Consider the following 13622-nt stretch of genomic DNA (forward strand, 5'->3'; position numbering starts at 1 on the left):
TTTTTAATGAGTTGATTGTGTTTGGTATCACAGATTTAACCGCTTACATCATTGGTACAGTGTTGATCATCTTATTACCTGGCCCCAACTCGTTATATGTAATGTCGGTTGCCTCACGTTATGGGATCCGAACAGGTTTTTGGGGTGCATTAGGCGTATTAACAGGTGATTCTATTTTAATCCTGCTGACTATTTTTGGAGCAGCATCCCTGTTACAAGCTTTTCCAATTTTATTTGTGATTTTAAAAATAATCGGGGGTGCCTACTTAGCCTATTTAGGTTTTAAATTATTACAGGGCGCTTATCAAACATGGAACACACCACAACAGCATGCTGAACTGCCTGATTTACCTCAATTAGATCAAGTTCATCCTTACCGTACAGCATTGAGTATCAGCTTGCTTAATCCCAAAGCCATCCTATTTTTTCTGTCTTTCTTTGTGCAGTTCGTCAAGCCAGACTATGCCTATCCTGCATTAAGTTTTTTAATTCTGGCGATTATTCTGCAATTGATTAGCTTTAGTTATTTAACCGCCTTGATCTTTTCTGGTATTAAATTGGCAGCTTTCTTTAAACATAACCTTAAACTGGCAGCAAGTGGTATTTGTCTGGTCGGTATCCTGTTTTTTGGTTTCGGTCTTAAACTCGCAAGCTCAACGCTGGCTTAATGCTACTTTTGATCGAATGATCAATTTATCCAATCATTTTAGAACTACGATTTAGCGGATATTAACGATATACTTTTCAACAAATTTTAATCAACTATAGATGCATAGATGCAACGCCTTATTCAAGATTTTTCCATTCCTGCGGTATTTGCTGGTTTTATCACCTTTTTAATCGGGATTAGCGTTTCTGCGGTCTTGGTGATCCAAGGCGCACAATCTTTAGGGGCAAATACAGCACAAATCAGCTCTTGGTTTTGGGCACTGGGTTTGGCAATTGGTCTATCAGGCTTAATCCTGTCATGGAAATATAAATATCCCGTTGCAACAGCATGGTCGACCCCTGGGATTGCGTTGATTATCGCTTCTACAGGCCATTATGATCTGTATGAAGCCATTGGTGCTTTTCTGGTTTGTGGGATTGCGATTGCAATAGTCGGATTTTCTGGAATTTTTCTAAAACTATTGGCGCATATTCCGCAAAGCCTCACCTGTGCGATGCTTGCAGGAATTTTATTAAAATTTGGCATACAGATTTTTAGCAGTATGCAAACTCATCTGGGGTTTATCCTGAGTATGCTGCTGATTTATCTGCTCTCAAAAAGACTGTTTCCGCGTTACAGCATCGTACTCACCGTGATTTTAGGAGCGATGATTTGCCCATTCTTTATCGAGTTTCAATTGCATTCCATCACATGGTCTTTGGCACAACCTGTCTGGATGCAACCTGCATTTTCATGGTCTGCCTTACTCGGTCTGGCTTTACCGCTGTTTGTGATTAATATGACCTCACAAAACTTGCCTGGGATTGCCATGATCAAGAGTTATGGCTATCAACCGCATGTCAATCAACTGGTCGGCTGGACGGGTGTTGCCCATACCATCTTTGCCCCGTTTGGCTGTTTTTCGATAAATTTGGCTGCGATTAGTGCGGCTGTCAGTCTGGATGATCAAGTTCACCCTGACCCCGCCAAACGTTACATTGCTGGCATCAGTTGCGGCGTTTTCTATATTTTGATGGGACTGTTTGCAGCAACGCTGGTTAGCCTGCTAATGTCATTTCCACAAATCTTTATTGTGGCGTTGGCTGGAATTGCCCTGTTTGCAACCATTAGCCATAACGTTGCACTTGCTTTTGCCGATGTCGAAGAACGTGAAGCCGCCTTGCTGACTTTTTTATGTAGCGCTTCTGGTGTGCAGTTCTGGGGGATTGGTTCTGCTTTTTGGGGATTGATCTTAGGTATTTTTGTTTTAATCTTATTCAAGTTTAAACTCAAAAATAAGCCTTAGTATCCTAAGGCTTATTTAAGAATATAATTGGCTAACCGTTATTTTTCATCCAAATCTTTCTGCGCCTCTTCATCATTTAAAATGCGTCCAGCCTGTTTAGGTCGAATTAATGGTGCAGTTGGACGTGGATGTGCATTGGTATATTGCAGACCCACACCTGCATAAACGTCATCCGCAGCGATTTCTGTTTCAAAACGCTCATCATCACGCTCACGAATTTCATCGGTGATGCGCTGAACCTCATCTTCATCGACACCCAGTTCTTGCAAAATCACGCCGCCAAACTTGATTGCAGATTCAAAGGTTTCACGAATCATATAATCCACTTTTTGCTTGACTAAATAAAGTGAGTGTTCGCGGTCATAGGAACGTACCAGCAGCTTGGCCAGTGGAAATTCGTGCGTCACCAGCTTCACAATTCGATTGGTGGTTTCTTTACTATCGACACACACCACGATTGCCTGCGCCGTAGCCGCCCCTGAAGCATGCAGAATATCCAGACGGCAACCATCACCATAATAGATTTTAAAACCGAATTTTTCCGCGTTTTGAATCATGTCAATGTCATTATCAATAATGGTGACATCAACGCCTCTTGCCAGTAATAATTGACTGGTCACCTGTCCAAAACGGCCAAAACCAATCATTAGAATACTGCCACTCAAGCCTTCAGCAATATTGACATTGTCTAAATTGATCTGATCTTTGGTTTCGGTAAAACGTTTAAACACAATGCCTAAGATTGGAGTCAATACCATAGACAGTACAATAATTGCTGTTAGATTCGACTTAACGGTATTATCAATGACTTGAGCGGAGACAGCAGTAGAAAACAGAGCAAAGGCAAACTCACCACCTTGAGCCATCAATAAAGCACGATCCAAAGCTTCCGTATGCCTACTTTTGGTCAGGCGAGCAACAATATAGATCATCAGTGCCTTGGCAAACATCATCGCCAACACACCACTTAGAATAAGCTGCCAGTTTTGGGCAACCACGGACAAGTCAAGCGACATCCCGACCCCGAGGAAAAACAGGCCCAGTAACAGCCCTCGGAATGGTTCAATATCCGCCTCGATTTGATGCCTGAATGTTGATTCAGATAACAACACACCTGCAAGAAAAGCACCCATCGCCATAGACAAACCACTGACTTGCATCAGCAATGCAGCACCCAGCACAACCAGCAGCGCTGCTGCGGTCATGACTTCCCGCGCCTTTGCAGCCGCCAGCAATCTAAACAGAGGATTCAGCAACCAGTAACCTGCTGCAATCAAACCTGCAATTGCAATTAAACCAATACCAATATTTTCTAAACGCGCCGAGGTACTTTCAACCACATGGTTGGGCGCCATAAATGCTACGATAGCCAATAAAGGTACAATCAATAAATCTTCAAACAATAAAATGGCAACAATCTTCTGGCCCTGTGGCTGGGCAATATCACCCCGATCTCCCAGTGACTGCATCACAATTGCTGTTGAAGTGAGTACAAAACCAGCCGCCCCAATAAAAGCCACCTGCCATGTGAAGCCAAATAATAGCCCCACACCTGTTAATGCGGTCGCACAGACTACTATCTGCAATGTCCCCAGGCCAAAGATTTCGCGTCTGAGTCCCCATAAATGTGAAGGCTGCATTTCTAGACCAATCACAAACAGGTACATGACAATCCCTAATTCTGCAATATGTAAAATTGATGTGGAGTCGTGGAAAAAAGCAAAGCCAAATGGTCCAATGATCAAGCCTGCAATTAAGTAACCCAATACCGACCCCAAACCTATTCGTTTAAAAATAAGGACTGCAATCACAGCCGCGGCCAATAAAACCACGGGTGCAATTAAGCTAATTGAATGTGCCTCTGAACTCATGTTGTTCTCATTTTTATCAATGCGATTTTATTCTATGTGAAAGCTTAAAAGACTGATATATCATTTATGAGACATAACCTATCAATTCATTTATTTTCATGCGGATAGAAACAAAAAAGCCGTCAACCATGACGACTTTTTTGTGTTCATCTTGAAAATCTAAAGTTATAGCTCACGCACCACTACGCTTTTTGCGATTTTGTCATGCCAACCTTGTTTTTTGCTATCGAATGCAATCCAGATAAAACCTAGAAAGAAAACCAGCGTAGATGGGAAATAACCGATATAACGAAGAATGGCTTGCCCAACCGTCAGGTTTTCACCTGTTTTTTCATCCAGTACCTTTAAACGTAATAACCGTTTTCCAGGTGTACCTGCAAATTTAACCCAACAAAAAATATAGAACACTGCCATCAAAATTTGCCAAAACCAATCTGATGCTGTAGTCATTTGAAATGAATAGCTCGTTGCTTCCCTACCAAATAAAAGCGTAATTGGTAGCAAAGCAACAACGACAATGATTGAGTCGATAATGGAAGCAACTAAACGAATCCAAAAACCAGCATATTCGTATTTATAAGACATTTACCCCTCTCCTTTTTCTTTGTAAATATTCATAAACATTGAAGAATAATAAACTTCTCTTAATTTTATTTATATTGAATTTTATTTTAGTTCTCTTTCAAAGAAATCTAAGGTTCGCTGCCAAACGACTTTCGCCTCGGGTAAACCTCGACTCACACTGCGGAAACCATGCGGCATATTATAAGTATAAGCTTCTACACGATCACCTAACTGATTGATGAGTTTGTTACGTTTCGTTGCTGGGCAAAATGGGTCTACAGTTGACCAATGACCTTGTAGAATTCGGATATCATCCAAGGATTCTTTTTTCGGTACACCTGCACCCTGAATACCCAAAGAATGATGATAAACCACAGGTGCAAGCATATCCTCACGTTTTGCCATTTGGATAACGTAACCACCTGTTAAGCATTGACCAAGCATACCAAGTCGACCATTTGAGCGTGGGTCAGCCTTTAATGCATCAAGTAATACATGAATCTCTTGATTAACATCACTATCAGTGGCATTGATACGCCCAGCCTTACTGACCATTGCACGAATACAGTATTTAACTGCACCTCCACTAAATAAATTGGGTACATAAACCAAATAACCGCGGTCTGCTAAATCTTGAGCATCTTCACGATAGACATCAAGTACGCCAAACAACTCATGTAGCAATAAAATAGCAGGTACTTTTTCTGATTTTTCAGCAGGTGCATAAACTTCTACTTCTATGTCACGTGTGGGTAATGTGATTGTTTTTATTTCCATCTTAATGATCCATCTTGTATTAAAATTAATCACATACTATTTATGACAATATTAATTGTCAAATAAAAAAGGATGCTATAAACATCCTTTCTATGAGATTTCCAATTTCTGTTTTTCAATCATTTAAATGATGCTTAACACTCTATCGAATTTACAGCTAAACCACCTTTTGAGGTTTCTTTATATTTATCGGACATGTCTTTGCCTGTCTCTTTCATGGTTTGAATGACTTTATCCAAAGAAACATAATGCTCACCATCACCATTGAGCGCCATCTGTGCTGCGTTAATGGCTTTTACAGCAGCAATAGCATTACGCTCAATACATGGAATTTGTACTAAGCCCCCCCACAGGATCACAAGTCAGTCCTAGATTATGTTCTAATCCAATTTCGGCAGCATGTTCAACTTGTTCAGGTGTTCCATTTAGAATTTCAGCTAAACCCGCAGAGGCCATTGCACATGCTGAACCGACCTCACCCTGACAGCCAACCTCAGCACCAGAAATAGAAGCATTCAATTTACATAAAATCCCAACTGCTGCGGCACTTAAAAAGAATTTTACAATCGTATCCTCAGATTCATCTTCGGAAAAATTCACGTAATAAGATAAAACTGCGGGGATAATGCCAGCCGCACCATTGGTCGGTGCAGTCACGACTCGACCACCTGCTGCATTTTCCTCATTTACTGCAAGTGCAAATAAATTCACCCATTCCATTGCATTAAAAGTGGTCGCGATCAGATTGCTATGTTCTTTTCTTAATAAACGTTGGTGAATACTTTTCGCGCGACGTTTTACATTTAATCCACCTGCCAAAATGCCATCATGCTGTAAACCACTTTGAATACAAGATTGCATCACATGCCAAATTGCCATGATTTTTTCACGTATCTCAGTTTCAGTTCGCCAGCTTTTTTCATTTTCTAGCATCAAATAACTAATGCTGCACTGATACTTTTTGCAAAGTGCTAAAAGTTCCTTTGCGCTTTGAAATGGATAAGGAATCCGAGTTTTATCTTCAATAAAACTTCCTTGGTCTATATGACTCTCATCTAAGATAAAACCGCCCCCTATCGAATAATAAGTATTGGCATAGACTTCATTGTTTTGCTGATCAAATGCAATAATTTTCATTGCATTCGGGTGATAAGGCAAAGCTTCATCTATAAAGAGGATATCTTGATTCGCATCAAATGGAATGGAGTGAGTCCCTGCAATTTTTAAAATTTTAGAGTTTAAATCGTGTTCTAGAGTTAAATGACTTTCTAAAATATTGATTGTTTCAGGATCATTACCAATTAGCCCCAGTAAAGTTGCTTTGTCTGTAGCATGACCAATTCCTGTTGAAGATAATGAACCGTATAAGTAAATTTTAATCTGTTTGACCTTTTCTAAATCACGGCGTTGTTGCAATACCTCGACAAAACGATATGCTGCTCGCATCGGTGCGACAGTATGTGAACTTGAAGGACCTACACCGATTTTAAAAAGATCAAATACACTCAAAGCCATGTGTGATTATTCCTATAATGCTCCCATTTCTATTTTTTATAATTTTTTAATTGAGGGAAATTCTATAAATGATAAAAACAATAACCACAACCGTAAACGATTGTGGTTAAAGGTAAAACTTACTTTAGATTAAATACTGAGTAAAGAATTTAGTGTTTCAGAAACATTCTTAGATTTAACTTTCGGCTGCATTGCTTTAAGTGCTTGCTGTACCTGAGAACGCTGAGGTTCGGCTAAGGTGTACCAACGTGACAACACTTGTAATAAACGAGAACCTAAAATTGGATTTTTCTCATCTAGATAAGTCGCAAGATTAATGAAATGTTCAACGCCAAAACTCCATGTATTCACGGGACTATTAGATAATCCACCACTCACAGAGCGAATACGATTCGGTGTAGCTAGATCATAATCAGGATGCTTAGTGAGGTATTCAATGGTTTCAGCTGTCGCATTAGGGTTAGATGACTGAATCGTAAACCATTGATCTAAAGATAAAGCTTCATCTTTAAAACGATTATAGAAATCATCCAATACCGACTGGGCTTGAGGTGCATCATTCCAAACAAGAACCCGCAAAGCACCTAAACGCTCAGTCATATTTCCTGTTTGCTGATACTGCTGATAAGCCAAATCGAAAGCAGATTCATCACCTTGACGTGCCAACATATTTAACATGATGTTTTTCAGTGCACGTACACCCATAGCCAAAGAAAACTCTTTCTGCAAGTCAGGATCAAGCGCTAAATAGGTTTCCTTCCAGAACGAGCCAAGTTCACGTGCCAAACGATTTATAACTGCTTCACGTTTTTCACGTACTAATTCTGGTTCATAATCTTGATCGATACGGCTACCTAAGTAACTTTCACTTGGAACATCAAACAAACGTGATGCAAGTAAAGGATCTTTATTAACCAAATCAGGCAAAGTATTTTTAATTGCTTGGATGTAGGTATCTGCTTGATGATCTTCTAATAAAATACGTTCTAGCAACGTTTGTGTCGCTTGCCATTGGTTAAAACCATTGGTTTCATGTTGAATCAAGAAAGCCAGATCATCATTTGAATAATCAAAGCTTAAATTCACTGGTGCAGAGAAATTACGTAGTAATGAAGCGACTGGTTGTTCGGTCACATCTGTGAATTCAATAGTAGCTTCATCTTGATCAAATAGGTAAACGCCATCTTTTACATCATTTACAAACAGATCAGCACTATGCAAAGTGTACTGCTCACCTGTTTTTGCATTGAACAATGCTAAAGCAACTGGGATTGGCACAGCTTTCAAGTTTGGATATTTAGGATGTGCTTTTAGGCTTTGTTTCAAGTTCAAACGATAGGTCTTTGCAGCCACATCGTATTCACCTTTTGCTTCTAGCTTAGGTGTACCAGGTTGGTTATACCACGTGAGGAAATTTGATAAATCCACACCTGAACCTGCACTGAGAGCAGCAACCCAATCTTCAACAGTAACCGCTTGACCATCATGACGAAGGAAATATTCATCTGTGCCTTTACGATATTTTTCTTTACCTAAAAGTGTTGCCATCATGCGGTTAATTTCCGCACCTTTTTCATAAACTGTCGCTGTGTAGAAATTATTGATTTCCACAAAATGATCTGGACGAGGAGGATGAGATAAAGGACCTGCATCTTCAGGGAATTGATGTGCTTTTAATACAGCAACATCATCGATACGCTGTACTGCTGCCGACTGTAAATCCTCAGAGAAAGACTGATCTCGGAATACAGTTAAGCCTTCTTTTAAGCAAAGCTGAAACCAATCACGACAGGTAATACGGTTACCAGTCCAGTTATGGAAATATTCATGTGCAATCACCGATTGAACACGCATGATTGCAGCATCAGTCGTATATTCTTCATCAGCAAGTACACAAGAGGTATTAAAGATATTTAAGCCTTTATTCTCCATCGCACCCATATTGAATTGGCTGACAGCCACAATCATATAGTTGTCGAGATCATAAGGACGACCATAATGTTCCTCATCCCAACGCATCGAATGCTTTAATGCTTCCATCGCAATATGACATTTTGGAATATCTTTCTCGATCGCGTAAATTTCTAAGGCAACATCACGACCTTCAGAAGTTGTATAACGATCTCTCAATACCGCTAAATCACCAATGACACAGGCGAATAAGTAACTTGGTTTCTTGGTTGGATCTTGCCAAATTGCAAAATGACGATCTTCACCTGCCTCACCCGTTTCCAGTAAGTTACCGTTTGCCAATAAAACAGGATATTTTTTGTCTGCTTCTACACGCGTTGTGAAGACAGACAATACATCAGGACGATCTGGATAAAAGGTAATTTTGCGGAAACCTTCAGGTTCATTTTGGGTAACAAATAAATCACCTGCCTTATATAAACCTTCCAGTTGGGTATTAGACTCTGGGTGAATGATCACCTGAGTTTGAATAATGACCTCATCTGGTGCATCGGTGATCTTTAATTGCTCTGTATCTAACTCATATTGATCGGCAGTTAATAATTCACCGTTGAGTTGAATAGATTTAAGTTCTAAATCACGTCCTAATAAGATTAAAGCACCTGCCGCTTGTCTCTTCATCACTAATGTTGAATCAACAATCGTATGATCATCATAGACTTGTATATCTAAGTTGATTGATTCAACTAAAAAAGATGGTTTTTGATAGTCTTTCAAATAAATGGTTTGATCTGCTTGTACAGGAGGTTGCGCCGCAATATTCATCAGTAATCCTTAATCTTTCATCATGTCGTTAGATGGTCTTGTTGGCAAGACTTCTTGATTTGCAAATCATACGCCAACTTATAAATCCTGTCTTTAGAACCACAGTATCACTTTGATTAGTTTTATTGGGTTTGTATAAACGAATTTCAAATTTAAACGTTGAATCAACTTATCGTTTAGACAAAATTACAACACTGTTTTCCATTCTTAAATCAAAAATACAAAAGCAAATGTCACTCATCGACTAACTTACATTTTTTTGCTGTGTTTAACATTTTGTGCACGGTTATTGCTTAATCATATATGCCAAAGTAGGTATGTAAAAATAACAAGTGAGGGTTTTATTATGGAATTAAAAGCGCATCTATATCGTTTAGAAAACATTAAAGCAATTCACGATCTCGCAACGGCTGGAATTGATCATCAAGTTATTTCAGTCTTTTTATCAGCAGAAGGCATTTGTATTACACCAATTGAAGTAACAAATATTGTGAATACTTACGATGCCTTAGGTAAAGAAAAAGTCCCAACCAAAAAGGTACAAGCCTTACTCACTGCTAAAAAAATCTGTCAGGAGGACGAAAATTTACCATGCCCTGTTTAATCAAATTCAACCCAACAAAAAACCTCGAATTAATCGAGGTTTTTTTATTCATTTAGAAGTTATGGATTAGCACTATCCGTTCTTAGCCAAACAACCGTTCGCCCAAGAGCAGAAACACCCATATAACCACGCATACGAAGACGCTTTCCTTCGCCAGTTACAACACCCTTGCCTTTGTAGATGCGACCCGAAGTCGGTTCCAACACACGACCATCTATATATGAGTCAGGTTTATTTGGATCTTCTCTAAATCCTGAAAGAATTTGCAGTCCCAATATCGGCTTATTGGTAAAAGGTGCAGGACATTTTGAACAGTTTGTTAAGGCAATACCATGTGAATTTGGATAACGATAGACAATTTTCCCGTGATAACGCCCATCATTTCCTTTACGGATCTCAACAATTGAAAGCTGCTCACCTGTACGCTCTTCTATACTTTTCCAGTAACCTTCGATAGACGCAGAAAAACCTAACGCACTCACAAACGATAAACTAAGCCCCATGATTCCTTTCATGAGCATTTGATTCAACATATTAACCCCGTCATTTTAAAAACTAAATTATTCATCTTTATAGATTTAATGCGCGAAAACTAACATAGTTTTAAATAATTTACACTGTACGCATGAGTTCTTTTGACTATAAAAGCAACATGATTAATCGTTATTGTTCACATAATTTCAATATTTTATTCAAATAAAAAAGCCTGACATTTTTGTTCGGGCTTTCCTAATAAGTATAAATTATGGATTTGCGCTATCAGTACGAATCCATACCTGGGTACGACCTAGTGCAGAGATGCCCATATAGCCTCGCATACGCATACGCTTACCATCTGCACTTAACTGAGCTTTACCTTTGTAAATATTACCAGTTTTAGGCTCTAAGACCCGACCATCAATATACTGATTCGGTTTCTTAGGATCTTCTTTCAAACCCCAAGCGATTTGCAGTCCTAAGATTGGTTTATTTTTAAAAGGTTCAGGACATTTAACACAGTTCGTCAATACTGCTCCACCTGGCACTGGATAGCGATACACAATCGTTCCAGTATACGTATTATCAGGTTTCTTTTTTAATTCGATAATTGAAAGTTGTTCGCCTGTTCGATCGTCAATACTTTTCCAAAAACCTTCAGATGTAGCTGCAAAAGTCATCAAACTAGATAAGGCTAATGACATGCTCATGAGTCCTTTCATGAGTGAGTTTTTTTGCATAAATCGCTCCGTAATGCAAAATAGATCCATCTAAGATACATATGTATTACAATGCTGACTGGCAGTCAATCAGACTTGAGCATATTTAATTACTTAAAATCAAAATATTTCTTAATAAAATCACATATTGAAAAACTAATATTAACCACTTCACATTTTAGCATTATTCAACAACACCATTTGAGATTCTATCCAATCTAAATATCTTCAATTTCACCTCAAAACTATTGCCACATATCCAACTCCTCCCATCGTTGTAAATCTATTTTAATCTTTACATCATAGAATATGCTCTACATGTATAATTACCGTTTTGAGGTTCAGAGGTAATAATTCAATGGAATTACAGATTCTACAAAAACAGTTAGATGAAAGTAGCCATTGCCCTTTATGCCAAGCTTCAATGTATTGGGTTGAGGCTGAACAATATTCACAAGAAATTCAATTTCACGAATGTAGCCATTGCCAACATCGAGTCTTTACAAGTAGCAGTAAGTTAAATTGCCATTGTGATCAATGTACAGCTCAGCGTAAGAAACAAACACAACAAACAAAAATTCAAGAACAACGTAAATACAAAGTCAAAGACGAAGTCATCTACAGCTTGAATCAGCTCAGCTTTATTCATAAGTTGTTCTTATTAAGTCTACTTGATGGATATGCCCGTGAAGATGTTCAACATGATGAACTCATTCATTGGAAAAATATTAAGTATCATGAGATTACTCCAAACTATTTATTTCAAAATCAAATTGTTAAAGAGCTATTAAATAGTGGAATCTTAAAATCTCCGGATTCAAGTATCGAGACAGAAAGTTTTTACTTAAATATAAGACTTGATGGCTATTCTGATCCGAGTTTATTCAGTGTTGCTCAGCAACTTCGATATTGGTTTTACGAAAATTTAAGTTTAGGCATTCCATTTAAAACAGTAGATGAAGTAAAAGATGCACTTTATCTTGTTTTATATCAAGAAATTGTCCAGTTTATGCAATTTTACTGTCGTACGTGGGGTATCCAAATTGCAGGTAATCGCTCTTTTCAAGGCTTTTGCTATCGATTAATGGAAAATCTAGCTGTTGGTCAACTCTTTTATTTGATTCAAACTGCATTGGAATATTTGTATAAGCAAAAAGCGCTACAAGTTAAAAATGAAAAGTTTATTAACACCAATCTCTTGAAAAAAACCTTAGAGCAGTATCGAGAACGAGCAACAACTGAGCGTTGGGAAACAAGCACTTTACCAAGACCTCATAACATTCCGTTGAGTAAAATGAGTGAAGTCTTGTTATTTAAATTTCTTGGTTATGATGAAAGTATTTTTTTCCAACCAATTTGGAAGTCATGGCGTAAGATTGAACCACGTTTAAATTTTTATTCAGTAAAGCGTTGTATGTATTGTGGTTCGAATGATCTTGCGGTTGATTATGATGCAAAAGATTATGTTTCGTTGATTTGTCGCCAATGTAAACATCAAGACCACTATTTTACACGCTAAAATTTAGCAACTAGTTTCATAAAGTAAGGATTCGATATGTCTTTAAAACAACAGCTTATTGATCAAGTGATTGAGGCTTGGCATTCCTTACAAGACAAAGTTCCTCTTGTTCAATGTATCACCAATAGCGTTGCAACGAATTACACTGCGAATATCTTGCTTGCTGCTGGTGCTTCTCCAGCCATGATCGACAATCCTTTTGAAACTGAAGCATTCACTAAAATTAGTTCCGCGCTTAGTATCAATACTGGGACCCCCACGACGGAACAAACGCAAGCGATGCTCATTTCTGCACGGACAGCACAGCAGCAGCAAACGCCTTGGGTACTTGATCCAGTAGGTTATGGAGCAGTTTTGCGATGGCGGAGCGAGACAGTAGACCAGTTATTAAACTTTAAACCCAATATTATTCGGGCAAATGCTTCTGAAATTAGCACCCTAGCTGGTAATCAAACAGAATCGAAAGGTGTAGACAGCACATTAAACAGCCAAGATGTTTATGAACAAGCAAAAAGCTTATTGCAATATTCAGAGTGTATTGCGATTTCTGGTGAATCCGATTTCATCATTTCAAAACAACTAAATACAGTGATTCAGGTGAATGGTGGTTGCTATCTTCAACCTAAAATAACGGCAACAGGCTGTGCATTAGGTGCATTGACTGCTGCGTATCACGCTGTTAGCACGCCTACAATTGCTGCACTTGCTTCACATATACATTTAGCTATAGCTGGAAAATTGGCGTATGAACATGCTCAAACTGTGGGTAGTTTCAATGTCGCATTTTTAGATTATGTACATATGTTGGATGATAATTTGATTCGGCAATATGTCGATATTGAATTGTTATAATCCGAATTATGGATGAGCCATAGAATTTTAAAA

The 13622-nt window shown here is 38.5% G+C and carries 11 protein-coding genes and 1 pseudogene; 5 read left to right on the forward strand and 7 right to left on the reverse strand.

What is annotated here, in order from left to right:
- Nucleotides 1–17 precede the first annotated feature (17 nt).
- Both leuE and R2H34_RS10820 read left to right on the forward strand, forming a co-directional pair.
- On the forward strand, nt 18–668 hold the full coding sequence (gene leuE / locus R2H34_RS10815; protein WP_004962781.1) for a leucine efflux protein LeuE: 651 nt from the start codon (nt 18–20) through the stop codon (nt 666–668).
- Nucleotides 669–776: 108 nt separating this feature from the next.
- Nucleotides 777–1955, forward strand: a complete 1179-nt coding sequence (locus R2H34_RS10820; protein WP_039048074.1) for a benzoate/H(+) symporter BenE family transporter — start codon at nt 777–779, stop codon at nt 1953–1955.
- A gap of 38 nt (nt 1956–1993) precedes the next feature.
- Here R2H34_RS10820 and R2H34_RS10825 read toward each other — a convergent pair whose 3' ends face one another.
- The 5 genes and pseudogenes from R2H34_RS10825 to pepN all read right to left on the reverse strand — a co-directional run bounded on the left by R2H34_RS10825 (nt 1994) and on the right by pepN (nt 9418).
- Complete coding sequence (locus R2H34_RS10825) at nt 1994–3826, reverse strand: monovalent cation:proton antiporter-2 (CPA2) family protein (protein WP_318342264.1); 1833 nt, start codon at nt 3824–3826, stop codon at nt 1994–1996.
- 165 nt (nt 3827–3991) lie between these two features.
- On the reverse strand, nt 3992–4411 hold the full coding sequence (locus R2H34_RS10830; protein WP_004912070.1) for an RDD family protein: 420 nt from the start codon (nt 4409–4411) through the stop codon (nt 3992–3994).
- A gap of 81 nt (nt 4412–4492) precedes the next feature.
- The gene (locus R2H34_RS10835; RefSeq protein WP_087540328.1) at nt 4493–5167 is read right to left on the reverse strand and encodes a dienelactone hydrolase family protein; all 675 of its coding nucleotides are present in this window, start codon (nt 5165–5167) and stop codon (nt 4493–4495) included.
- A 134-nt stretch (nt 5168–5301) separates the two neighbouring features.
- A pseudogene (locus R2H34_RS10840) lies at nt 5302–6682 on the reverse strand (L-serine ammonia-lyase).
- Between the two features lie 129 nt (nt 6683–6811).
- Complete coding sequence (gene pepN / locus R2H34_RS10845) at nt 6812–9418, reverse strand: aminopeptidase N (protein WP_087540329.1); 2607 nt, start codon at nt 9416–9418, stop codon at nt 6812–6814.
- Between the two features lie 346 nt (nt 9419–9764).
- On the opposite strand from pepN, the gene R2H34_RS10850 reads away from it, so the two are divergent.
- Nucleotides 9765–10022 carry a hypothetical protein gene (locus tag R2H34_RS10850; RefSeq protein ID WP_087540331.1) on the forward strand — a complete coding sequence of 86 codons (258 nt, stop codon included), beginning with the start codon at nt 9765–9767 and terminating at the stop codon, nt 10020–10022.
- Nucleotides 10023–10081: 59 nt separating this feature from the next.
- On the opposite strand, the gene R2H34_RS10855 is transcribed toward R2H34_RS10850, so the two are convergent.
- Both R2H34_RS10855 and R2H34_RS10860 read right to left on the reverse strand, forming a co-directional pair.
- Nucleotides 10082–10555 carry a DUF2147 domain-containing protein gene (locus R2H34_RS10855; protein ID WP_004955003.1) on the reverse strand — a complete coding sequence of 158 codons (474 nt, stop codon included), beginning with the start codon at nt 10553–10555 and terminating at the stop codon, nt 10082–10084.
- A gap of 210 nt (nt 10556–10765) precedes the next feature.
- On the reverse strand, nt 10766–11239 hold the full coding sequence (locus R2H34_RS10860; RefSeq protein WP_318342265.1) for a DUF2147 domain-containing protein: 474 nt from the start codon (nt 11237–11239) through the stop codon (nt 10766–10768).
- Between the two features lie 337 nt (nt 11240–11576).
- On the opposite strand from R2H34_RS10860, the gene R2H34_RS10865 reads away from it, so the two are divergent.
- Nucleotides 11577–12737 (forward strand): hypothetical protein, encoded by a 1161-nt coding sequence (locus tag R2H34_RS10865; RefSeq protein WP_087540334.1) that lies wholly within the window; start codon nt 11577–11579, stop codon nt 12735–12737.
- A gap of 36 nt (nt 12738–12773) precedes the next feature.
- A complete protein-coding gene (gene thiM, locus R2H34_RS10870) occupies nt 12774–13589 on the forward strand; it encodes a hydroxyethylthiazole kinase (protein WP_087540336.1) in 816 nt (271 codons plus the stop codon).
- Nucleotides 13590–13622: the final 33 nt, after the last annotated feature.

It is taken from the genome of Acinetobacter sp. 16 (assembly GCF_033439925.1).
GTDB lineage: Bacteria > Pseudomonadota > Gammaproteobacteria > Pseudomonadales > Moraxellaceae > Acinetobacter > Acinetobacter junii.

Coding starts and splice junctions, on each gene's coding strand:
- pepN (WP_087540329.1), bottom strand. CDS start 9,418: ATGAATATTGCGGCGCAACCTCCTGTACAAGCAGATCAAACCATTTAT.
- R2H34_RS10855 (WP_004955003.1), bottom strand. CDS start 10,555: ATGTTGAATCAAATGCTCATGAAAGGAATCATGGGGCTTAGTTTATCG.
- R2H34_RS10835 (WP_087540328.1), bottom strand. CDS start 5,167: ATGGAAATAAAAACAATCACATTACCCACACGTGACATAGAAGTAGAA.
- R2H34_RS10865 (WP_087540334.1), top strand. CDS start 11,577: ATGGAATTACAGATTCTACAAAAACAGTTAGATGAAAGTAGCCATTGC.
- R2H34_RS10860 (WP_318342265.1), bottom strand. CDS start 11,239: ATGCAAAAAAACTCACTCATGAAAGGACTCATGAGCATGTCATTAGCC.
- R2H34_RS10850 (WP_087540331.1), top strand. CDS start 9,765: ATGGAATTAAAAGCGCATCTATATCGTTTAGAAAACATTAAAGCAATT.
- R2H34_RS10820 (WP_039048074.1), top strand. CDS start 777: ATGCAACGCCTTATTCAAGATTTTTCCATTCCTGCGGTATTTGCTGGT.
- R2H34_RS10825 (WP_318342264.1), bottom strand. CDS start 3,826: ATGAGTTCAGAGGCACATTCAATTAGCTTAATTGCACCCGTGGTTTTA.
- R2H34_RS10830 (WP_004912070.1), bottom strand. CDS start 4,411: ATGTCTTATAAATACGAATATGCTGGTTTTTGGATTCGTTTAGTTGCT.
- thiM (WP_087540336.1), top strand. CDS start 12,774: ATGTCTTTAAAACAACAGCTTATTGATCAAGTGATTGAGGCTTGGCAT.